General features: G+C 40.7%; 19 protein-coding genes. 11 read left to right on the top strand and 8 right to left on the bottom strand.

What is annotated here, in order from left to right; genetic code table 11:
• The first annotated feature begins 47 nt into the window (after positions 1–47).
• Together PROVRUST_RS12510 and PROVRUST_RS12505 are read left to right on the top strand one after the other, a co-directional pair.
• Positions 48–935: a hypothetical protein gene (locus tag PROVRUST_RS12510; protein WP_039855192.1), complete on the top strand. Its 888-nt coding sequence runs from the start codon at positions 48–50 to the stop codon at positions 933–935.
• A gap of 142 nt (positions 936–1,077) precedes the next feature.
• Positions 1,078–1,812, top strand: a complete 735-nt coding sequence (locus tag PROVRUST_RS12505) for a vWA domain-containing protein (protein WP_006815203.1) — start codon at positions 1,078–1,080, stop codon at positions 1,810–1,812.
• A 96-nt stretch (positions 1,813–1,908) separates the two neighbouring features.
• Here the strand turns inward: PROVRUST_RS12505 and efeB are convergent, their stop codons facing one another.
• The 5 genes from efeB to PROVRUST_RS12480 form a co-directional block, all read right to left on the bottom strand.
• Complete coding sequence (gene efeB, locus PROVRUST_RS12500) at positions 1,909–3,183, bottom strand: iron uptake transporter deferrochelatase/peroxidase subunit (RefSeq protein ID WP_006815202.1); 1,275 nt, start codon at positions 3,181–3,183, stop codon at positions 1,909–1,911.
• A gap of 11 nt (positions 3,184–3,194) precedes the next feature.
• Positions 3,195–4,082, bottom strand: coding sequence for an EfeM/EfeO family lipoprotein (locus PROVRUST_RS12495; protein ID WP_006815201.1), 888 nt, complete (start codon positions 4,080–4,082; stop codon positions 3,195–3,197).
• The gene (locus PROVRUST_RS12490) at positions 4,075–4,932 is read right to left on the bottom strand and encodes an FTR1 family iron permease (RefSeq protein WP_006815200.1); all 858 of its coding nucleotides are present in this window, start codon (positions 4,930–4,932) and stop codon (positions 4,075–4,077) included. Before PROVRUST_RS12490 ends, PROVRUST_RS12495 begins: the two co-directional genes overlap by 8 nt.
• Before the next feature lie 11 nt (positions 4,933–4,943).
• A complete protein-coding gene (locus PROVRUST_RS12485; protein ID WP_006815199.1) occupies positions 4,944–5,279 on the bottom strand; it encodes a cupredoxin domain-containing protein in 336 nt (111 codons plus the stop codon).
• 100 nt (positions 5,280–5,379) lie between these two features.
• Positions 5,380–5,937 (bottom strand): iron transporter, encoded by a 558-nt coding sequence (locus PROVRUST_RS12480; protein ID WP_039855189.1) that lies wholly within the window; start codon positions 5,935–5,937, stop codon positions 5,380–5,382.
• Between the two features lie 268 nt (positions 5,938–6,205).
• Between PROVRUST_RS12480 and PROVRUST_RS12475 the strand changes: the two genes are divergently transcribed.
• From PROVRUST_RS12475 to PROVRUST_RS12465, 3 genes are all read left to right on the top strand, one after another.
• Positions 6,206–7,135, top strand: coding sequence for a DUF7916 family protein (locus tag PROVRUST_RS12475; protein WP_006815196.1), 930 nt, complete (start codon positions 6,206–6,208; stop codon positions 7,133–7,135).
• 150 nt (positions 7,136–7,285) lie between these two features.
• Positions 7,286–8,626, top strand: a complete 1,341-nt coding sequence (gene rimO, locus PROVRUST_RS12470; protein WP_006815195.1) for a 30S ribosomal protein S12 methylthiotransferase RimO — start codon at positions 7,286–7,288, stop codon at positions 8,624–8,626.
• A 199-nt stretch (positions 8,627–8,825) separates the two neighbouring features.
• Positions 8,826–9,458, top strand: coding sequence for a helix-turn-helix domain-containing protein (locus PROVRUST_RS12465; protein WP_006815194.1), 633 nt, complete (start codon positions 8,826–8,828; stop codon positions 9,456–9,458).
• 646 nt (positions 9,459–10,104) lie between these two features.
• Here the strand turns inward: PROVRUST_RS12465 and PROVRUST_RS12460 are convergent.
• Positions 10,105–10,734 carry a response regulator transcription factor gene (locus tag PROVRUST_RS12460; RefSeq protein WP_039855186.1) on the bottom strand — a complete coding sequence of 210 codons (630 nt, stop codon included), beginning with the start codon at positions 10,732–10,734 and terminating at the stop codon, positions 10,105–10,107.
• 463 nt (positions 10,735–11,197) lie between these two features.
• Between PROVRUST_RS12460 and PROVRUST_RS12455 the strand changes: the two genes are divergently transcribed.
• The 3 genes from PROVRUST_RS12455 to purT all read left to right on the top strand — a co-directional run bounded on the left by PROVRUST_RS12455 (position 11,198) and on the right by purT (position 14,528).
• On the top strand, positions 11,198–12,193 hold the full coding sequence (locus PROVRUST_RS12455; RefSeq protein ID WP_006815192.1) for a LacI family DNA-binding transcriptional regulator: 996 nt from the start codon (positions 11,198–11,200) through the stop codon (positions 12,191–12,193).
• A gap of 79 nt (positions 12,194–12,272) precedes the next feature.
• Positions 12,273–13,199 carry an EamA family transporter RarD gene (rarD, locus tag PROVRUST_RS12450; protein ID WP_006815191.1) on the top strand — a complete coding sequence of 309 codons (927 nt, stop codon included), beginning with the start codon at positions 12,273–12,275 and terminating at the stop codon, positions 13,197–13,199.
• A gap of 150 nt (positions 13,200–13,349) precedes the next feature.
• The gene (purT, locus tag PROVRUST_RS12445) at positions 13,350–14,528 is read left to right on the top strand and encodes a formate-dependent phosphoribosylglycinamide formyltransferase (protein ID WP_006815190.1); all 1,179 of its coding nucleotides are present in this window, start codon (positions 13,350–13,352) and stop codon (positions 14,526–14,528) included.
• A 68-nt stretch (positions 14,529–14,596) separates the two neighbouring features.
• Here the strand turns inward: purT and PROVRUST_RS12440 are convergent, their stop codons facing one another.
• Complete coding sequence (locus PROVRUST_RS12440) at positions 14,597–16,204, bottom strand: GMC family oxidoreductase (protein WP_006815189.1); 1,608 nt, start codon at positions 16,202–16,204, stop codon at positions 14,597–14,599.
• A gap of 692 nt (positions 16,205–16,896) precedes the next feature.
• Between PROVRUST_RS12440 and PROVRUST_RS12435 the strand changes: the two genes are divergently transcribed.
• The 3 genes from PROVRUST_RS12435 (at position 16,897) to yjiA (ending at position 20,338) form a co-directional block, all read left to right on the top strand.
• On the top strand, positions 16,897–19,050 hold the full coding sequence (locus PROVRUST_RS12435) for a carbon starvation CstA family protein (RefSeq protein ID WP_006815188.1): 2,154 nt from the start codon (positions 16,897–16,899) through the stop codon (positions 19,048–19,050).
• 101 nt (positions 19,051–19,151) lie between these two features.
• Positions 19,152–19,355 (top strand): YbdD/YjiX family protein, encoded by a 204-nt coding sequence (locus PROVRUST_RS12430; RefSeq protein ID WP_006815187.1) that lies wholly within the window; start codon positions 19,152–19,154, stop codon positions 19,353–19,355.
• Positions 19,356–19,378: 23 nt separating this feature from the next.
• Positions 19,379–20,338 carry a GTPase gene (yjiA, locus tag PROVRUST_RS12425; RefSeq protein ID WP_006815186.1) on the top strand — a complete coding sequence of 320 codons (960 nt, stop codon included), beginning with the start codon at positions 19,379–19,381 and terminating at the stop codon, positions 20,336–20,338.
• A gap of 133 nt (positions 20,339–20,471) precedes the next feature.
• Here yjiA and PROVRUST_RS12420 read toward each other — a convergent pair whose 3' ends face one another.
• Positions 20,472–21,797 (bottom strand): L-cysteine desulfidase family protein, encoded by a 1,326-nt coding sequence (locus PROVRUST_RS12420; protein ID WP_006815185.1) that lies wholly within the window; start codon positions 21,795–21,797, stop codon positions 20,472–20,474.
• Positions 21,798–21,849 lie beyond the last annotated feature (52 nt).

Here is a 21,849-nt window from a genome sequence, read left to right as displayed (position 1 = left end):
ATTGTATCTATTTTATTGAAAAAATTAATGGGATGTTGGGGGGATTAATGAAAACTATATTGAAAATAAGTTTCTTCACGGCGGCAATGATGTTGCTAACCGCGTGTGATGGCTTCGATATTGTCGGGAATAAAGGGAAATTTTATTATAGTAATCCAACAGAGCAGGCTTTTTCATTTAAAGTAGATGGCAAAGATTATCAGGTGGAGCCACGCCAGTTTGGGACTATAACGTTAACGAGTGGCGAACATCGATTGGAAGACGAATCCGGTAATGTCACCCAATTTATGGTATATGAACATAATTCTGGTGGGATTTTAAACCCTCATCATGGGGTCTATTATGCCTTATCAGAAGTCTATTCTAATGATGAAAAAAATAAAGGTTATCAACCTGCTAGCCGCGATGTAACCATCTATGGTCATGAGTTAAATTTGCCCATTAAAAGCACGAATGCCACGGTGATTGATGGCAACATATTAAGATGTACTTATCCCATTGGAAAGCCATACCCTGAGCCTAAAAATAATCCAAATAAACAAGAAGATATTAAATCTAAATGTTTTGATCAGGCAGAATTAATTGAATATTTTGCAAATGTATACGATAAAAATTTAGTTCCAAAAACAGAGTTTAATGAAAACAATAATTCGCTAAATATTAATTTAAGTTACCAAATTCCTGATGTGAAATTTGAAGATCCGCAAGTTCAGTCTATTGCTCAAAATATTATTGATTTAACTCAGCAATTGAAACAGTCAAATAAAGTCGATATTCATCAGGATTTAAATAAACAATATCACCAGCTGATTGTGAGTTTAGTGGAAAGCTATTCGGAAAGTCCATCCAGTAACGTACCGACTGAATACATCAAGCTAAATGAGTTTATTCAAGAGATAAATCAACTTCGTAACTATGGTGTTTGGGTGAAGTAGGTCTATTGATGTAATCCCCTTCAGTATGAATAAATTTAAGAATTTGCTTATAAAACAAACAGAGTAATCTTATTTGATATCCCGCATAAACAAGGAAGATAGAGGATAATTTCATCGAGATATTATCATAAGGGGCTAGCTGATGAGTTTATCTAAGACGTCATTTTGGACAGTGATATCGACCGCTTTTTTATTACTCTTTTCTAGTGTATCAAGCAGTAAATCCATAGTTGAACCTAAGAAAGATTCTGAGGTTTTAGATTTAGTGTTCATCTTGGATAAAAGTGGATCAATGTCCGGCTTCGAATCAGACACCATTGGTGGATACAATAGCGTATTAACCGAAAACAGAAATAAATCAAACAAAACATTTATCACCACCATTTTATTCAATAACAAAACTAGCTTGCTACATAATAGAGAACCTATTGATAAAGTTAAAAATATTACGCTTGATGATTATCAAGTCGGTGGAAATACAGCGTTATTAGATGCGATCGGGAATAGCATTGTAAAAATGCGCGAGAATCGCAAAATCACGAAGAACAATAATGTGTTATTCGTGATTATTACTGATGGCGAGGAAAATAGCAGCCGTGAATATAGCCAAGAAAAAATTAAATCGATGATTAAGTCTGCCGAAACGGAAGACAATTGGGACTTTATTTTCCTTGGCGCCAATATTGATGCGATTTCAGAAGCGAATAATATCGGAATTAAAAGTTCTAACGCCACCGGATATGTTCAGGATGATACCGGTTACGGTAAAGCCTATAAAGCGGTGAATAAAGCCGTAGAAGCAAAACAGAATGCCGCACCAATATCAGAGGAATGGAAACAGGAAGTTGAGCAAGACGCGAAGGATCGCAAAAAATAATAAGATGTAAACCTAGGAATATTTTATTAACTTAACAAGTCAATAAAGGTCGGTAATCGAAGCCCCAATAGTGATATTGGGGCTTTTTTATAAGCATTATTTCTGTGATTTTAACGACTCAAATAACCCTTTCGCTAGTTGGTCTTTTTCAGATTGAATGCCGGGTAGCACAAAATAATAACCACCGCCAAATGGCTTGATATAACGCTCAAGAGGTTCACCATTAAGGCGTTTTTGGGTATCAATAAACCCCGTTTTCAAGTTTTTTTGATAGGAGACGAAAATCAATCCCATATCAAGTGCCCCATTATCGGTTAATCCTAATGAGTAACTGTAGCTACGGCGTCTGAGTTTAGCCGTATAGCGGCTTGGGTTTCTTGGTTCAGCACGGCGCATGTGGGAATCAAATAGCACGCGATCTCCGTGGGGATCTTTTTCAAACGCGGGGTCATCCATTTCATGTTTCATTCCCATCGGAGCACCGGTTTCTTTATGGCGACCAAAATCATTCTCTTGATCTTCCAATGGGGTTCTATCCCAAAATTCTAGATTAAAGCGAATTAGGCGTACCGCTTGGTATGTTCCACCAATACACCACTCCGGTTCTTTGGCTTCAGATGTGACCCAAATCAGCTCATTCATCAGTTTGCTATCATCCGTTGGCGCATTACCTGACCCATCTTTAAACCCAAACAGATTGATTGGTGTAGAGCGGCGATCAATATCCCGTGACGGTAAGAAGCCGTCGATTTTCCACAGAGGAAACCAAAATGGTGAAGTATGGCGTAGGATATCTCGAAGCGCATAGATTACACTTTCTTGGCTGTTGGCACAGATTTGTAATACCACATCACCCCCACACCATTTATCTTCTAAACGGTCATTTGGGAAGCTGGTCATCTCTACAAGATAACGTGGTTTCAGTTTTTCTAAGCCGAAGCGTGAATCGAATAAGGTATCACCAAGAGACACGGTTACACTGAGTGAATCCGGTTGTGCCAGTGATCCTAAAATCCCAGATTCCGCAGGGGGCATTTTATCATTCTGATTAGGTGTGGTTTTCTGTACTTGGGTTAGATGAGCAATGCGCTGGGTGAGAATGGTAAATAGCGTTTGTAGCTCGTCGATGGATTGTGTGGTGATATGAAAAGCAATAAATGAGGCATTTTTCTGTTCTGGCGTGAGTACCCCAGGTTGATGCTCGCCTAAATAGTTGATAGCTTTATCATAATTTAGCTGACAATCGGCGATAGATGCCTGAGCACTGAGGGCTGGGGCAGCTAAAATTGCTCCGCCCATCGCGAGAGTTTTCAATGCACTACGTCGAGATAAATTCACCTGTTGTACGTCGCTTATTGGTTTATTTTGCATAAAAACATGCCTTAATATTTGTAGTAAACATCAACATCGAGTTGGGCGCGTAAAGTGGCCAATAGCTCCGCTTGTTGAGTTAACAGTGAATAGAGCGTCATTTTATCTTGTCGTTTTAATTGGCTATAAGGCGCATATTGACCTTTAGCTAATTGATATGACTGCACTATTTTATTAATTTTCTGGTCATTTTCTTTTATTTGGTCGAGGGTTTTTATCTCAACAAATGGGCTGATTACTTCAACAATCGCTTGTGAACCTTTCGCGTTGGCGGCGATATCAGTGAGGTCTGATTGGCTATAAATATTCTCTTGTCCCGACAATTTTGTCTCAAGGATCATTTCCATAAAATCAGCGGATGCTTGCACCAACTTGGGTATTTCGATGGTTTCAGTCAAGACTCGCTTATGCAGGTCACGCCCTTTCAATAACAGTTCATCAGCGGCAGGAAGTGCGGCTTTAATATCTTGTTGGGAAAATAATTGGTATTCGACCAAATGGAATCCGGTAAAGCGATAATCTTTTTCTTTATCCAGAAAATAGTCAGCGCGAGGATTAATGGTTCTATCGGTATTCCCAAATAACATAATGATAGGGCGAACGGTTTCATAGTGTTGGTGGGCTTGAATATACGCTGATTTAGCTTGCGCTAAGTGACCTTTTTTCAAACACTGATTGAGAATATCGAGTTGCTCTACCATTTCGCCCAGCTCATTCGTGACAAAGGCTAAATAATTTTGGATTGCGGGCTGGTATTTTTCAGGGGTAGGAATATCCCCTTTCGCAATGACAATATCATCCCCTGTTTGCACAGGGGATCTTAAGGCTTTGCCATGAGCGGTGGATATGATGAATGTCGCTAAAAACAAACTCAGTGTTATTTTGGTCATATTACGCATTTTGTAAACGCTGTTTAGTTGCATGATGTTTACCCCAAGCAAAGAGCGTGATAACCACAACCCAATAGACAACAAAAGTAATGACGCTGAGCCAGATAGGTTGTGAGCGGTAGGCAAAGAATGACGAGATAAAATTGCCTGCTACGCCAGAATCATCAAGAAATGCGGTCGTATCCCAAGCGGGATAAATTAAGAATTCAGGAATGGGGTAATCAAACTCGATCATCAAGTTTGAAATTTCTTCAACACCTTTGAGTAACAAAGAGAGTGCGAGGAACAGTAAAATCACGCCAGTAACTTTGAAGAAGATATTCCATGAAATAATACGGTTTGTGAGAAGAAATGCATACAGGGTCATAGCTGCAATCACAATTCCCGTCGCGACTTCAAAGATAAATTCATTCGAATTTTCTGCGGTCAGGGACATGATGAAACTTGAAAGGAAAACCACAATTTCGCTGCCTTCGCGAGCAATGGCAATCGCAATAATCAATGTTGCTCCCCACCAACTATGGTGCTGAGCGTTACGGTTAATTCCCGATTCAATTTCCGTTTTCATGGATCGACCGTTTTTGTTCATCCAATACACCATTTGGACGATCAATATACAGGCGAGGATCTCCATAAAGATCATGAAAATGGATTGCCCTGTATCATCAAGGACGTTGAATACACCGTAGATTAACAGTGCTAATAAAATAGAGGTAACGATACCGAGAGCGACACCGCCCCACAGATATTTCATCCCATTTTTAGCATCGGGGTGGCGTTTTATCCACGCATAGATGATGCCGATAACTAATAGCGCTTCAAAGCTTTCACGCCAAACAACAAACAGAACCTGCCCCATATTAAATCCTACTATTTAGCAATGATCTCGCCTTTTGGGTGAGAGAGGTGGAAGTCGTCAAAAAAGCTATATGTTCCTGGTTTTAATGGTGCAATCACCACTACCGAGCTAGCTCCCGGAGCTAAAACTTTTTCTTTTCTTAATTGAATGCTTTCGAATTCTGCAGGTTCAGTGCCGGTATTGGTTATTTTGATTCGAATAATGGTTTTGGCAGGGACTTCGAGAACGCGAGGAATTAAATCCCCATTTTTCATTTCTAACTCTACGGTGTATTTTTCAGCACTAAGCGCCGATTGAGGGAGCAATGCACAAACAAAAACCAGTAAAGCGCTCAGTAATGTTTTCATTTTTAGCTCAAATCTTAAAGAATTGGTAAAGACCTATGAGCGAAAAAGGGCTTACGTAGAAGTTTAACCCCACGAAAGCCCTTAATGCATAGGATGTAAATTAGTAACTGCCTTTGCGACCTATGCCTGCATAGTCAAAGTCCCAAGAGACTTCAAACGGCTCAAACCATGGAGCAACGCCAGTTTCTTTATCAATATGGCGTCCAAAAGAGGCTTGTTTATTATGGGAAGGCGGATAGATTTTATACGTTACACGGTATTTACCATTACCGTCTAATTTAATATTTTCGCCATAGTGTGGACCATCACTTGCCACCATTGGCATGAATGTACCCGTTTGAGTTTGTGGCTTATCGCCTAATTTGGTAACGGAATACTCAACGGTCAAGTAAGGCATCCAATCGCCTTCAGCGAATCCATTTGGGTTTTCTTCTACTGCATGAATATCGGCTTCTAAGTGAATATCTGCTTTATCCGCAGCCAGGTGCGCCATTGCATGGTGACCTTCTTCTGTGTCCATGGTGATAGGTTGTAAATAAACACCTTGGATTTCCATCCCATTTTTAATGACTGGGTGACCGAGAGGATACTCTTGAGCAAAAGCGGAAATAGAGAACAGAGCTAAACCTGAAACGGCAGCCTGATACGCAAATTTCATTGTGACATCCTTACCTGATAAAGTTAGAAGCATAATGATAATCATTACTATTCATAAATGACAAGGGGAATATTTTACCTTCTTCATTAATGTTAAAGAATGAATCATTTAAATTTAATATTAATCAATATGTTAATTGGTTCTTTTTTAGAGTTGAAAAATAAGTTAAAGAAAGGTGATTTTGCTCTGGGATAGCATTTAAATTTATCTGGTATATTGAAATAACAAATCGACGGTCTTTCTCTAACTGTAGGTAAAGGGGTTGCCAATGCAAAAACGTTATCTGGATTGCTCTGCATCCGAAATCGCCCAATTAAATAAGAAAGGGTTATTGGAAGCGATTAAGGCGAGTGAAGGGCGCTTATTGGTCAGTGAAACTATCGGAACGCTTCAACCAGTATTAATGACTGTAACCAATGCTGAACTGGCGGCAAGTCAGGGAGCCGATATCCTGTTGTTGAATGTCTTTGATGTGAACAATCCAGTGGTACAAGGGCTACCGGAGGGGACGTTACCAGAAGAGATTATTCGGACGCTAAAGCATTTAACGGGTAGAGCCATTGGCGTCAATTTAGAACCCGTTCCCGCTGGATTTAATAATCCGCACCAAGATAAGCAATGGAAAATATCCGAAGGTCGATTGGCGACGGTAAAAAATGCCCTGAAATTAAAACAGATGGGGGTCGATATTATCGTCCTAACCGGTAATCCCGGTAATGGTGTCACAAACCAAGAGATCAACCAAAGCTTAAAGGAACTCAAAGCCGTGGTGGGTGAGGAGATGGTTTTAATCACGGGAAAAATGCACGCAGCGGGCGTGTTAAATGCTTCTGCTGAGCAATTGATTACCGAAGACGATATTCGTTCTTTTATTAGCAGTGGCGCGGACATTATTTTATTGCCTGCACCGGGAACCGTACCGGGAATTACATTAGAATTTGTGCAGAGAATGGTGAGTTATTGTCACTCTCAAAGAGTGATGACGATGACTGCCATAGGGACGTCTCAAGAGGGGGCGGATACTCAAACGATTCGTCAAATTGCGTTAATGTGTAAAATGGCAGGTACTGATTTACATCATATCGGTGATTCAGGCTACAACGGCATAGCACTCCCCGAGAATATTTTGAATTACGGGATTGTGATCCGTGGAGTGCGGCACACTTACGCCCGCATCGCGCGTTCAATTAACCGATAATCTCTGCAATTTATCTGGGCGAGGTCCTGTTATTATTATGTTTAGGATCTCGCTCGAAATGTTATTTACACCGCTAAAAATTTATACAATTCCCATTATACTTCAGGTAAAATTTCGCCCATTTTTCTAAAAAAATAAAAGAAGTGAGTTATGTCGCAAAATACTAATTCGGTGCCTAAAATTGGCTTCGTTTCACTCGGCTGTCCCAAAAATCTCGTTGACTCAGAGCGCATCTTAACCGAGTTGCGTACTGATGGTTATCAAGTCGTTCCAAGCTACGATGATGCCGATTTGGTGATTGTGAACACCTGCGGTTTTATTGATAGCGCAGTACAGGAATCGTTAGAAGCCATCGGTGAAGCTCTGAACGAAAATGGTAAAGTGATTGTGACAGGATGCTTGGGAGCGAAAGAAAACCAAATCCGTGAAGTTCATCCTAAAGTGTTAGAGATCACCGGACCACATAGTTACGAACAAGTTCTGAACCATGTTCATCACTATGTACCAAAACCTGAACATGACCCGTTCTTGAGTTTAGTCCCCGAACAAGGTGTGAAGTTGACGCCAAAACATTATGCCTATTTGAAAATATCTGAAGGCTGTAATCACCGTTGCACATTTTGTATTATTCCATCCATGCGGGGTGATTTAGATAGCCGCCCAATTGGGGATGTACTCAATGAGGCTAAACGTTTAGTCGAATCAGGCGTGAAAGAGTTATTGGTTATTTCTCAAGATACTTCTGCTTATGGTGTGGATGTTAAGCATCGTACGGGCTTTTGGGAGGGGAAACCGGTCAAAACGAGTATGGTGGGGTTATGTGAACAACTCGCCTCTATGGGGGTATGGGTTCGCTTGCATTATGTGTACCCTTATCCGCATGTGGATGAGGTGATCCCGTTGATGGCTGAAGGGAAAGTCCTTCCCTATTTAGATATTCCACTTCAACATGCCAGCCCGAAAATTCTGAAGCTAATGAAGCGTCCTGGTGCAGTAGAAAGAACATTAGAGCGGATTAAACGTTGGCGTGAGATTTGCCCTGAGCTGACTTTACGTTCTACATTTATTGTCGGTTTCCCGGGGGAAACGGAAGAAGATTTCCAAATGTTGCTCGATTTTTTACAGGAAGCCAGACTTGATCGGGTGGGTTGTTTCAAATATAGCCCGGTCGAAGGCGCAAAAGCGAATGAATTAGCTGATCAAGTCTCTGAAGAAATTAAAGAGGAGCGTTACCATCGCTTCATGCAGCTGCAGCAAGAAATCTCAACGCAAAGATTACAAGAAAAAGTAGGGCGCAAATTATGGGTCATCATTGATGAAGTTGATGATGAGGGGGCGGTAGGGCGCAGTATGGCTGATGCTCCTGAAATCGATGGTATGGTGTACCTTAACGGGGAATTTGACGTTAAAGCCGGGGATATTGTCAACGTGCTTATCGAGCATGCTGATGAATATGACTTATGGGGAAGCCTTGTTCCTGAGTCATTTTAAGGTGATTTTTAGCCTGCTAACGTTATTTTTTAGCAGGCTAAAAAATGGGAATATCATATTTTGATTTCTTTATATTTCGGTAATTTGATCTACATCATCCCGCGAATATCTATCAAATCATAACTTGATCTAGAATATGAAAATTAAATATCAAATAGACATAATCAGGGGTAATACTTATCGATGAATAAGGCTGGTTATGACGATTGACTTCACTATCCCTAAGCTTGCACCGCTTACCGAAAAATCCTCATGCACTATTAGTCTCGATCTATTAACTCAACTTGCAAGCACCACTATCATTGATGGTTTAAAGCCGATCAGTGATCTTAATGCTGGGGCGTTATTACTGAATAGTTATGGGTGTGTTTTATGGTCCAATAATCAGCAAGGAATGCTCGAAAAGGCCTCAGAGTTATTTTTAGCAAAAATGGGGCAAGGTACTCAATCTTTGCAACCAATAGAGCTACAGGGAGAGTTTTACTATTCGGCGCTTATTTATGATGAAAGTCGCTTGTTAGCCGTTGTGATGATTACGGCAAGTCAGATCAAGAGCAATTTATTGTTGGCACTTACCTGTTCTTTGGGACGGGAAATTAGTGAGAAGCTCAAGAGTTACTTTTATTGGCAGAAATTATCAGATAAATCTGAAGAACACACGTTGTTCAATAACTTGAATATTCATGATGTAGAGAAGGCCCTGATCATTGAAGCCGCATTAGCGTTTGGCGGAAAAATACAGGAAATGCACCAAGCCCTCAACATGGGGCGAACGACATTATGGCGAAAGTTGAAGCAGTATCAAATCGATATTCGAGATTACAAACTATAGACCCCTTAGATAAAAAAATCGCTTCTACTATTTTTTGGTAAAAAGTAAAAAAGTTCGAAGCGAGCAATTCACACTACCTTTGCGGTAAGGACTAAGCTTATCTCCTCAGATAAATGAGGAAGGCTTTGTCACGCCTATTGGCGAATTATACGAAAGAGAAAAAATGAAAAGAGATAGGATTATCGTCTATTTAGAGAGATAAGTATGTTGATCTTGGTCTTCATTTTTTAGAATTTCTTATTAATTTTTATTATAGATTTTTATTTTAGAAATGCCCTTTACTCGCAGCAGTAGTAGCACGAATTATGAATCTATATAGTTTTATATTTTTAATTAAAGTAAATTTATTAATTTATTCATTTCTAATAAGTGATTTGTTTAGTTGTTTTCGTGTATAAAATATTTTCATCCTATAAAATCATAGTACGGATTATTTATCTTGCCACTTTCGATTTGAAATTAAGATGTGAGTTCTATAACCTAAATTATGAGGGTTGGCTCAGGTTGAATATTTAAGCTAATATTGAATATGAGATTGGAGTCTATATTTTGTACTGATGTGTTTATTTGGCTATTTTATTTAAGATGACAATCGGATGGTTTAAAATTAAACCATCCGATAAGTGGAGATAGGGGATAATAAGTATTAAGCGTTAGCTGAATAGGTATTGATATATTCATACTCTTGGATTAATTGCGGTAATGATTTTATTCCTAGTTTGGTATAAATATTTGAGCGATGTACTTCTACCGTTCTCGGTGATAAAGATAATTTCTCCGCGGTTTCTCTGCTGGTATTACCGTCTAAAATCATGTCCATGATTTCACGTTCTCTAGCCGATAAACGGTCGAATTTATCTGAAAGGAATACATATTTTTTATGATTTTCATGTGCTTCAGAGAAGTAGATATGAGCACTTTGTATTGCACTCAATAATTCATGGTCATTAAATGGGACCACGTGAAAATCGAATGCACCTGCTTTAAAACAGTCTCTGCATAGTACCGTAGAGGACTCTTCTGAGATAGCAATAATAGGTATAACTCCTAGAAGATGAGTAATATTTTTTAATTTATGAATACGAGCAATATCATTATTTAAAAATAACAAAACACAGTCCGTTGCATTTTCTTCTAACGGATAGGTATAAGTACTAATAAATACCTCTTCGTTATTATAAAATTTAAATATAAAATCAAAAGATTCCATCTTTAATTTCAGTTTATTCTTAAAGACATTATCATTTTCTATAATTACGTGAATGGTGCTGTTCATCACCAAACTCCTGTTAACTGATTTGACATGCAAATTAACGTAATGAAATAAGATTAGAAAATAATTACCAAGCAAAATGGCAATCATATTTCCAATTGTTCTTTCTTCTTTATAATTTATTGCTGAACGTAAAGTATATTAAAATTTGCCTAGACATGATTTTAATATAAAAAAGAAACAAAGGTTAAAGTTTGTGTCAAAACGTAACATTTGATTAATGTTTTGTAACAAGATAGAGATTTAAACTTGTTGCACTATTATTATGTGTATCGATAACATAAAAATAAATGTTATTTTGATAAGTAATAATATCGTAAAAGAGTAATCATAAAAAGCCCATATTGGTAATTTTATGATATTTCCTAATTAAAAATTTAGATTGGTTTGCAGCTTATGAGACGTGAAATTTATTAATATCATGGTAAAATTCCATTTTATACTTAATAGTGAGTGAATATACTTAATGGCTTCTTTAAAAGATGTAGCACAACTTGCTAATGTTTCATTGATGACGGTCTCAAGAGCGATTAACAATCCCGAGCTGCTAAAACCTGAAACATTGAAACAGGTTCAGCAGGCAATTGAAGCTCTTAATTATATTCCCGATTTTTCTGCGCGAAAAATTCGCGGAAAAAATTCTCGTGTTTCTACCTTAGGGGTTTTAGCGCTGGATACAGCCACCACACCATTTTCAGTTGAAATGATCCTGTCAATTGAAGATACCGCCAGAAAATATGGGTGGAGCAGTTTTGTGGTGAACATGACGTCTAATCTTGATCATGACCGAGCTGTTCGTCAATTATTATCACAGCGTCCTGATGGAATAATTTATACCACCATGGGATTAAGGGAAGTGGATATTCCGAGCGCGTTATTTAGCCATTCTGTGGTACTTGCTAACTGCGTAGCGAAAGACGGGAAATTTCCGACATATATTCCTGACGATTTTAATGGGCAATATCACGCAGTTTCTAGATTGATAGAGAAAGGATACCGACGCCCTTTATGCTTGTATTTACCTCAACAAACGATTGCGGGAAAAGTACGTCGAGAAGCGGTGGAAGAAGCATGGAAACAAGCGGGATTACCACTAGAGTCATTAACGCAATATCACCTTGAATGGGGTGATGAACATTATCGGGATGTAGTCGCGCTGATTAATCAACATTTTTCCCCTGAACGTGCTGATTTTGATGTGGTAATTTGCGGTAATGACCGAATTGCTTTTCTTGCTTATCAAGTCTTATTAGGGAGGGGGTTACGGATCCCCGAGGATATCGCCGTGTTGGGGTATGACAATATGATTGGGGTGAGAGATTTATTCTATCCACCATTAACGACGGTCGATTTGCCTCATTATCAATTGGGGGAGCAGGCCGCCTTACATATTATTGAAGAAAAACAAGATGTAGAATGCCATTATATTCCATGTAATCTACTGGAGCGTGATTCTGTATAGTTTGCACGATAGCCTAGGATATTTCATTTATTGGGGTATGATAGATACGAGTTTAATCATACTTTTGTACGGATAAATTATGTTGCTGCGTTCAGGGGTAGCTTTAGCTATCTTTTCTTACATATTATGGGGGATCACCCCGCTATTTTATCGTTTGTTACCTGATGCACAAGCAATGGAGCTGTTGGCTCAGCGGCTTATTTGGTCTATTCCCTTCTTATTTATCATTCGATTAGCGATCAAAAATAAATCCCTATGGAAGCAGGTTTGGGCTGACAAACGTTCAATTCTATTATGTTTATTTAGCTCCTCGATTATGGCGATCTCTTGGACCGCATTTACCTATGCATTGACTCACGGTCAAGTGCTGGCTGCTAGCCTTGGTTATTTTATTAATCCACTTTTTTCTATTTTACTCGGCGTGATTTTTTTACGGGAGCGCTTAGTTTTTTCAGAAAAAATGGCAGTGCTGTTTATTTTTGCCGGGGTGATGTATCAAATTTTTCAATACGGCGAATTACCTGCGCTAGCGTTAGTGATGGGCAGTGCATTTGCGGTTTATGGATTGATCCGTAAATTTATCCGTTTTGATGTTATTACGTCATTATTTATCGAGGCGCTGTGGTTATTGCCATTGGCGATCGGGATTACGTGGTGGCTATCGGCGAATAATATGAGCGCAGTTATGAATGGTGATTGGCAAACTAAAATTCTGTATATGTTGGCTGCGCCAGTCACTATTATTCCACTCTTATTTTTTACGGCTGCTATTAAGCGTACAACGTTAACTGTCATTGGATTAGCCCAATATATCGAGCCGACCATCCAATTTTTGCTGGCAGTATTCCTATTTAATGAATTGTTCGATTGGGTGAAAGGTGTCAGTTTTTCACTGATTTGGATAGGTTTATTATTCTGCATCTTAGCGTTAATTCATAAGCGTTATGCCAAAGGGCATGAGCGACAACCTTATGTGACTGGACGAGATAACCCTCCTAAAATTTAGTCAATAATTTAAATGTATTAGCCTTAATTTATAAAGTCTAGGGGACATATTTTATGTTTCTATTATGGTCAGGGCAAACGATTGCGTATATAATCTCAGCCAGATTTTCACGACACCAAAATTCACCTCTTGGGATATAAGGTCACTATCATGAGCCAATTAGGTACGGCACTTTGTGCTTCAGCGACAAAAGTAATGCTTCTCGGATCTGGCGAGCTAGGAAAAGAAGTGGCCATTGAGTGCCAGCGTTTAGGAATTGAAGTGATTGCCGTTGACCGCTATGACAATGCGCCAGCCATGCATGTTGCTCATCGAAGTTACACCATTAATATGCTGGATGGTGAGGCTATCCGCCAATTAGTTGAACAAGAAAAACCGGATTTTATTGTTCCTGAAATTGAAGCCATTGCAACGAAAACATTGGTGGAATTAGAGCTGCAAGGGCAAAAAGTGGTACCTTCGGCAAATGCGGTATACCTAACAATGAATCGTGAGGGTATTCGTCGATTAGCGGCAGAGGAGCTACAGTTACCGACGTCAGAATATCGCTTTGTTGAAACACAGGATGATTTTATTGCTGCGGCAACTGAAATTGGTTTCCCATGTATCGTGAAACCGGTGATGAGCTCATCCGGCAAAGGGCAAAGTGTGATCCGTTCGGATGAACAGCTGCAAGCCGCATGGAGTTATTCGCAAGAAGGTGGGCGAGCAGGGCAAGGACGTGTGATTGTCGAGAAAATGGTGAACTTTGATTTTGAGATCACTTTGCTAACGGTGAGTGCGGTTGATGGTATTCATTTCTGCGCTCCTGTAGGACATCGTCAAGAAAAAGGCGATTATCGTGAATCTTGGCAGCCTCAAGTGATGAGCGAAAGCGCACTGAAAAAGGCACAAGACGTTGCGGCTAAAATAGTGACCGCACTTGGGGGATATGGATTATTTGGGGTGGAATTATTTGTGTGTGGTGACGACATCATTTTTAATGAAGTTTCTCCTCGCCCCCATGACACCGGAATGGTTACTTTAATTTCTCAAAATTTATCTGAATTTGCGCTACATGTTCGAGCTTTCTTAGGATTACCGATTGGGTCGATTCGCCAGTATGGCGCGAGTGCGTCAGCGGTAATTTTGCCAGAATTACATAGCCACAATGTGGTTTTTTCTGGGCTCAATGAGGCGTTAAGTTCAGATATCCAACTGCGCTTATTTGGTAAACCGGAAATTGCGGGTACCCGCCGTTTAGGTGTGGCTTTGGCGATTGGGAATAATATTGAACATGCGTTAGCGATGGCAAAAACAGCCGCTGCTCGCGTACAAGTTAAAGGCTAAATGCATCCTCAGTAAATTCCCTGCAGGAGTTGGCTATTTTGCAGGGAATTTATTTAGAGTAAAAATAGTTATGTTCTATCTTCAATAATCATTGCGGCAGCGCGTTCCGCAATCATGATTGTTGGCGCATTAGTATTGCCGCTTGGGATTTCAGGCATGACTGAACAATCCACCACACGTAAATTATCAATACCATGTACTCGTAAGCGTAAATCGGTGACTGAATTTTTGGGGTCAGTTCCCATACGGCAGGTTCCCACGGGGTGATAAACTGTTTTACAGAAATTACGCACAAACTCTTCTAACTCAGTATCATCATATCGAACTGGCTCTGGGGGCATTAAAACGTCTTGGCTGACAGCTTGTAAAGATGGGGAATTTAACACATCCAACCCAAATTTTACGGCACGTTTGCAGCCTTCCATATCTTCGGGTGAAGCTAAGTAATTAGCATGGATTTTTAACGGTGCAAGGGGATCTTTGCTACGTAGTAATATTTCCCCTCGAGATTTTGGTTGAAGATAGCCTACCTTTAGTGAAAAACCATGGGTGGCAGGAAGTGGTTCCCCGGGAACATCATCCCAGCTATCTAATATGGGTAGAAAATGAATCTGGACATCAGGGCGGCCTTGACCGCAACTATCTTTAAATGCCGCACCTTCCAGAACGTTATAGGCCAATAATCCGCTACGGAATACCATCCATTCCACCCCGTGCTTTATGGCTGCCAATCCTTGATCTGCACCAAATAAACTCACTGGTTGTTTGGTTGTCACGTTAATTGACATATGCAAGTGGTCGTGGAAATTTTTACCGACAGGCAAGTTAGCGAGCGTATTAATACCGAGGGTTGAAAGGTGCTCCTCAGGACCAATACCTGAGAGCATGAGTAATTTTGCGGAGCCCATTGCACCAGAACAGATAAGGACTTCATCTGTAGCAAATGCTTCAACTTCGTGACCATTTTTCCCTTGATAAGCGATACCCACCGCGCGCCCATCTTGGATAATAATGCGATTAACTTGGGTATTCAGTTTTAATGTGAGTTTGTCGCTATTTCGTACGGATTTGAGATAAGTTTTTGAGGTGCTGGCTCTTTCGCCATTAAGTGTCGTAGTCTGGTAAAAACTGGTACCTTGCTGGCTTTCACCATTGAGGTCGTTGATATAAGGAAGCCCATGTTCTTGAGCCGCACGAATAAATGCCATGGATAATGGGTGTCGGTAACGGTTCTCGCTAACGGGAAGGGGTCCTTCAGTTCCATGGTATTCACCTGTTAGACTTTCATTTCGTTCAGCTTTTTTAAACCATGGCAGCACATCTTTATAGCTCCAGCCTTCACAACCATAATTTTGAGCCCAATTGTCGTAATCCTGCTTTTGACCACGAATATAAATCATGCCATTTACTGAGCTACTTCCTCCAAGAACTTTACCTTGTGCAATTTGCATTTTACGGTTATTGGCGTGAGGTTCTGGGTCAGTTTCATAAGGCCAACTTTTTTGCGCAATAATTTTAGCGACACCCGCAGGCATACGGATAAATAGATGATTATCACTTCCCCCCGCTTCGAGGAGTAAAACACGAGATTGGGTTTCTTTAATTAGGCGAGCGGCAAGAACACACCCTGCGGAGCCTGCACCGACTATAATGTAGTCATATTTTTCAGCATTCATATAGCGCTTTTCTCACTCAATAAAGTAACAATAAATAGTCATTTTATTAACAATAGCGCCTTTGGTTTGTTAATGTATGAATAATATTTTATTAGTGTGATTTGAATCAAAAATAATTTCCAGAGAAACTATTTTTATAATTTAATTGTTATTGTTTATTAAGGAGAAATATTAAGTAACTATGAATTTAATTTATCTCTTTATTTTTGTTAATAAATTAATGTTATTTTTATTAAGTCTTTTTAAAGGGAGTGATGGATCTAAAGATTAGTGACGTTAGCTTTAATCGCTAAAGTTGGTAATTTGTTGTGTGTATTTTTGTATTATTTAACAATAATTACATCTTTTGTTTTAATTTAATATTTACTTAACTTATTGAAATGGCTTTTATTTGTGATGCTAAGCACACTTTTAGAGACTTTATCACCCCATCAAAACCATTCACCGTAAAAAAGTAACCGCTTAATTCTGTATGTCACCGCTTAAGAGAACTTTTCCTTTTATTGAGCGTAATTTCTTACCATAGCCACTATGGCAGATCTCAATTATTGACTAACAAAACAACTCAACCACTGCCTATTAAAAAGTCATTTATTGTCTATCGAAAGCAACCAAAGACAGGGCTTTCAATTTTTAATAAATGGTAACTAAGTATTAATGGCATGTTCGTTTTTACCTCAGAAAGGTGTTCTATGAACAAGAATGGTATTTTAAAGCACGTTCCTTGGATGATCCTTGGGATCATCGGTGCTGTCTGTTTGGGCGTTGTGGCGCTTAGACGTGGAGAGCATATCAGTGCTCTATGGATAGTGGTCGCCTCTGTGGCGGTTTATCTTATTGCCTATCGTTACTACAGCTTATATATCGCGAAAAAAGTGATGAAGTTGGATGAAACACGGGCAACACCAGCGGTCATTAATAATGACGGCTTGAACTATGTTCCAACCAACAAAAATGTTCTGTTTGGTCACCACTTTGCGGCAATTGCGGGTGCGGGTCCATTAGTTGGTCCGGTACTTGCGGCCCAAGTTGGTTACTTACCGGGAACATTATGGTTGCTGGCAGGGGTTGTCCTTGCAGGGGCAGTTCAGGACTTTATGGTACTGTTTATCTCTTCTCGTCGTAATGGCGCCTCATTAGGTGAAATCATAAAAGAAGAGTTAGGACCGATTCCGGGTACGCTGGCATTATTTGGTTGCTTCCTGATTATGATCATCATCCTTGCGGTACTGGCATTGATCGTAGTTAAAGCACTCGCTGAAAGCCCATGGGGGGTATTCACCGTTTGCTCAACCGTTCCGATTGCCCTATTTATGGGGGTTTATATGCGATATATCCGACCAGGTCGTGTCGGTGAAATCGCGGTTATCGGTATTGCATTATTAGTTGCTTCTATTTGGTTCGGTGGTGTTATTTCTCAAGACCCATACTGGGGTCCAGCACTGACATTCAAAGATACAACTATCACCTATGCGCTGGTGGGATATGCGTTTGTTTCGGCATTGCTGCCTGTATGGTTGATTCTTGCGCCTCGTGACTACTTAGCTACCTTCTTGAAAATCGGTGTTATTGTCGGTCTGGCTGTAGGAATTGTGATCCTTAACCCAGAACTGAAAATGCCTGCGGTCACTCAGTTTGTTGATGGTACTGGTCCAGTTTGGAAAGGGACACTATTCCCATTCTTGTTCATCACGATTGCTTGTGGTGCGGTGTCAGGTTTCCACGCATTAATTGCTTCGGGTACAACACCAAAACTGTTAGCTAACGAAAAAGATGCTCGTTACATCGGTTATGGTGCGATGTTAATGGAATCTTTCGTTGCTATCATGGCATTGGTTGCAGCTTCTATCATCGAGCCAGGTCTGTATTTTGCGATGAATACACCGCCTGCGGCTTTAGGTATCACCATGCCTAATCTGCATGAACTTGGTGGACCTGATGGCGCAGCTATCATGGCTCAATTGAAAGATGTTTCTATCCACGCGGCTGCAACGGTGAGTTCATGGGGCTTCGTTATTTCTCCTGAGCAAATCATGCAAACCGCAAAAGATATCGGTGAGCCTTCGATTCTTAACCGTGCGGGTGGTGCACCAACACTGGCGGTAGGTATTGCCTTTGTTTTCCACGAAATTATGCCTGCTGCCAATATGGGCTTCTGGTATCACTTCGGTATTCTGTTTGAAGCACTGTTTATCTTAACAGCGCTGGATGCGGGAACGCGTTCTGGCCGCTTTATGCTGCAAGATTTATTGGGTAACTTTGTTCCGTTCCTGAAAAAAACTGACTCACTGTTTGCCGGTATGATTGGTACTGCGGGTTGCGTGGGTCTATGGGGTTACTTACTGTATCAAGGTGTTGTTGACCCACTGGGCGGCGTTAAGAGCTTGTGGCCTCTGTTCGGTATCTCGAACCAGATGCTGGCAGCAGTGGCGTTAGTTCTGAGTACAGTCGTATTGATTAAAATGAAACGCAGCAAATATATCCTTGTAACGGTATTACCTGCGGTATGGTTATTAATCTGTACTACATGGGCTCTGGGTCTGAAATTATTCAGCGATAATCCACAACTGGAAGGTTTCCTGTACTTAGCGAAATCTTACAAAGAGAAAATCGCCGCAGGTGGTGCAGATTTAACAGCACAAGAAATTACTAATATGAATCACATTATTATTAATAACTACACCAATGCGGGTCTGAGTATTCTGTTCTTAGTCGTGGTTTACGGTATTATCTTCTTTGGTATCCGTGTTGCGATGAAAGCCAGTAAAGACCCAAATCGTACTGATAAAGAAACCCCTTATGTTCCGGTTCCAAAAGAGGGTGTGAAAGTGTCATCTTCACACTAAGGAATCAAAAATGATTCGAGGTTTGTATTACTCGAAACAATAAGGGAAGCCCTGCATTGTGTAGCAATACAATGTAGGGCATTTTACCTTTGGAGAAGGCTATGTTTGGAAATCTGGGAAAGACGGGTAAATATCTCGGGCAGGCCGCTCGGATGTTGGTGGGGATCCCTGACTATGATACCTATGTACAGCATATGAAGGACAACCACCCCGATAAGCCGATGATGACTTATAAAGAATTCTTTCGTGAGAGACAAGATGCTCGCTACGGCGGTAGTGGTAAAGGCGGATTTCGCTGCTGTTAACTGATGAAGTGACGAGGGCAATAATGAAACCAATCAATGTAACGATTTTAACGGGTTTTTTAGGGGCAGGGAAAACGACACTATTAAGCCATATTCTGCATGCAGATCATGGGCATAAAATTGCAGTGATTGAAAATGAATTCGGTGAAGTTCCTATCGATAACGCGTTGATTGGCGATCGTGCCACGCAAATCACCACATTAAGTAATGGCTGTATTTGTTGCAGTCGTTCCAATGAATTAGAAAATGCACTGTTGGATTTATTAGATGGGCTGGACAGTGGAAAATTAGATTTTGAGCGCCTTGTGATTGAGTGTACGGGAATGGCGGATCCAGGGCCGATTACCCAAACATTTTTTTCCCACGAAGTGCTGTGCGAACGTTATTTATTGGATGGCATCATTACGTTAGTCGATGCGGTTCATGCTGATAAACAGTTGGATGATTTTGCTATCGCTCAAGCACAGATTGGTTATGCTGATCGTATTTTACTGACCAAAACGGATATCGAGCCAAATAACGATGCGTTGCTTGAACGCTTACAACGAATTAATGCTCGAGCGCCGATTTATCCTGTGATCCACGGGGATATTAATCTGGATCTGTTGTTAGATATTGAAGGCTTTTTGCTGGATTCAAGATTAAATGTTAAACAGCCAACGTTCCGTTTTGCACCTAAGCAGCAAAATGAAGTGGGTTCTATTGTGTTGGAGTTTGATTACCCTGTAGAGCTGATGGCGGTGTCCCAAGTGATGGAAGACTTACTGCTCGGTTTTGCGGATAATTTATTACGTTATAAAGGTATTTTGTCCATCATCGACGAACCAAAACGCCTGTTATTCCAAGGTGTCCAGCGCCTATATAGTGCAGACTGGGACAGAGATTGGGAGGAAGACGAAAAGCGCAGCAGCGTGCTCGTTTTCATCGGCATCGATCTTCCCGAAGCTGAAATTCGCGAAAAATTCGCCGCGTTAGAAGCCTAAAATTAAAAATCAGAAATCAAAATTAAACTCAAAGTTATTAGCGCTGAAGGAAGGCGACAAACGCCAGCTATCCCTAGGAGCATACAAGAGTATGTGACTAGGGTAGCTAAGAGAAGTCAACGCACCAGCAGCGTTAAGAACGAAGAGTTTTAGAGGACATGATCTCGATGATTTGAATATCCGTATAACGCATTGACCCGGTCGCCAACGAACACAAATTCGCTATCGACTGATCCACATCATCAGACACAATCCCATCGGAACCTCTAACACAGCTGTTATCAAGCGCCATCAATACCGCTTTGTAAGCAGCACTCGCACCTGTCGATACTTTCATTGCACAACTGTTAGATGCGCCATCGCAGATCATGCCGCTAACATCGCCAATCATGCTAGAGATTGCCATCGCAACGACTTCATATCGCGCTTCGAGTAACCACGCAATCCCAGCAGCCGCACCCATTGCTGCGGTCGTTGCGGCACACAGTGCGGATAATGCGGGCAGCTGGTTATGAATATAAATTGCCATTAAATGAGATAGCATCAGTGCACGCGCCAGCTGTTCTTCTGTTGACTGTAGATAGTCAGCGGTCACGAGTACAGGCATTGTGGCTGCAATACCTTGGTTACCTGAACCTGAGTTGCTCATTGCTGGTAATACAGCTCCGCCCATACGTGCATCTGATGCCGCAGAGGTACGGATCATGATGTCAGATAACAAGTCTTTGGATAATAACCCGCGGTCACGTTGAGTTTGTAACGTTTTACCAATATGCAAACCATAGCTATTGCGTAAGCCTTCTTGGGACAATGCATCGTTCAAGTGCGCAGCTTCTAGAATAAAACGAATATCGTCTAATGGTGCTTCAGTTGCAAATTGATAAACCGCTTTAGCAGTGACTTTGGGTAAGCTGACTTCAGTTCCACAATCCACGGGATCACTGGGTTGGCTCTCGCTAACTGTGATATCAAAAAGAACGTCGTCACCATGGATTATTTTTACAATATGGGTATGTGAACCTGCAATCACCACGGTTGCAGAGTCATTTTCGCTATAAACTGTGGCTTCAGAATAAATAACATCATCACAAGGGGATTTAATATCCACGGTGACCAAACCTTCTGCGAGCATTCCTTTACTGCGGGCAATTGCTTCAGGGGAAGCCGCTTTTAGCACTTCCAATCCAGCCTCACCATCACCACCAATAGCGCCCAGAGCAGCTGCAATCGGTAATCCCACCATGCCAGTACCTGGAACAGTTACACCCATCCCATTTTTCATTAGGTTAGGAGAGACAAACGCGACCACTTTTGTGATTGGGTTTTGTAGGTAAGATGCGGCTTTTGCAGCAGCATAAGCGAGAGAAATTGGTTCAGTACAGCCTAATGCAGGCTTAACGTCCTGTTTAACTGCATTAATAAAATATTGCCAAAGTAATGATTGAGTTTCAGTCGCCATGATTGAAGTCCCTAAATGTAATGTGGTGATGGGATTATTTTAAAGAAGAGAT

The organism is Providencia rustigianii DSM 4541, from assembly GCF_000156395.1.
Taxonomy (GTDB): Bacteria; Pseudomonadota; Gammaproteobacteria; order Enterobacterales; family Enterobacteriaceae; genus Providencia; species Providencia rustigianii.
The sequence above is the reverse complement of the archived record's forward strand: the minus strand, read 5'-3'. Positions and strand labels throughout refer to the sequence as shown.

Excerpts from the sequence above, each read along its gene's own strand:
- PROVRUST_RS12510 (WP_039855192.1), top strand. The coding sequence starts at position 48 with ATGAAAACTATATTGAAAATAAGTTTCTTCACGGCGGCAATGATGTTG.
- PROVRUST_RS12505 (WP_006815203.1), top strand. The coding sequence starts at position 1,078 with ATGAGTTTATCTAAGACGTCATTTTGGACAGTGATATCGACCGCTTTT.
- efeB (WP_006815202.1), bottom strand. The coding sequence starts at position 3,183 with ATGCAAAATAAACCAATAAGCGACGTACAACAGGTGAATTTATCTCGA.
- PROVRUST_RS12495 (WP_006815201.1), bottom strand. The coding sequence starts at position 4,082 with ATGCGTAATATGACCAAAATAACACTGAGTTTGTTTTTAGCGACATTC.
- PROVRUST_RS12490 (WP_006815200.1), bottom strand. The coding sequence starts at position 4,932 with ATGGGGCAGGTTCTGTTTGTTGTTTGGCGTGAAAGCTTTGAAGCGCTA.
- PROVRUST_RS12485 (WP_006815199.1), bottom strand. The coding sequence starts at position 5,279 with ATGAAAACATTACTGAGCGCTTTACTGGTTTTTGTTTGTGCATTGCTC.
- PROVRUST_RS12480 (WP_039855189.1), bottom strand. The coding sequence starts at position 5,937 with ATGAAATTTGCGTATCAGGCTGCCGTTTCAGGTTTAGCTCTGTTCTCT.
- PROVRUST_RS12475 (WP_006815196.1), top strand. The coding sequence starts at position 6,206 with ATGCAAAAACGTTATCTGGATTGCTCTGCATCCGAAATCGCCCAATTA.
- rimO (WP_006815195.1), top strand. The coding sequence starts at position 7,286 with ATGTCGCAAAATACTAATTCGGTGCCTAAAATTGGCTTCGTTTCACTC.
- PROVRUST_RS12465 (WP_006815194.1), top strand. The coding sequence starts at position 8,826 with ATGACGATTGACTTCACTATCCCTAAGCTTGCACCGCTTACCGAAAAA.
- PROVRUST_RS12460 (WP_039855186.1), bottom strand. The coding sequence starts at position 10,734 with ATGAACAGCACCATTCACGTAATTATAGAAAATGATAATGTCTTTAAG.
- PROVRUST_RS12455 (WP_006815192.1), top strand. The coding sequence starts at position 11,198 with ATGGCTTCTTTAAAAGATGTAGCACAACTTGCTAATGTTTCATTGATG.
- rarD (WP_006815191.1), top strand. The coding sequence starts at position 12,273 with ATGTTGCTGCGTTCAGGGGTAGCTTTAGCTATCTTTTCTTACATATTA.
- purT (WP_006815190.1), top strand. The coding sequence starts at position 13,350 with ATGAGCCAATTAGGTACGGCACTTTGTGCTTCAGCGACAAAAGTAATG.
- PROVRUST_RS12440 (WP_006815189.1), bottom strand. The coding sequence starts at position 16,204 with ATGAATGCTGAAAAATATGACTACATTATAGTCGGTGCAGGCTCCGCA.
- PROVRUST_RS12435 (WP_006815188.1), top strand. The coding sequence starts at position 16,897 with ATGAACAAGAATGGTATTTTAAAGCACGTTCCTTGGATGATCCTTGGG.
- PROVRUST_RS12430 (WP_006815187.1), top strand. The coding sequence starts at position 19,152 with ATGTTTGGAAATCTGGGAAAGACGGGTAAATATCTCGGGCAGGCCGCT.
- yjiA (WP_006815186.1), top strand. The coding sequence starts at position 19,379 with ATGAAACCAATCAATGTAACGATTTTAACGGGTTTTTTAGGGGCAGGG.
- PROVRUST_RS12420 (WP_006815185.1), bottom strand. The coding sequence starts at position 21,797 with ATGGCGACTGAAACTCAATCATTACTTTGGCAATATTTTATTAATGCA.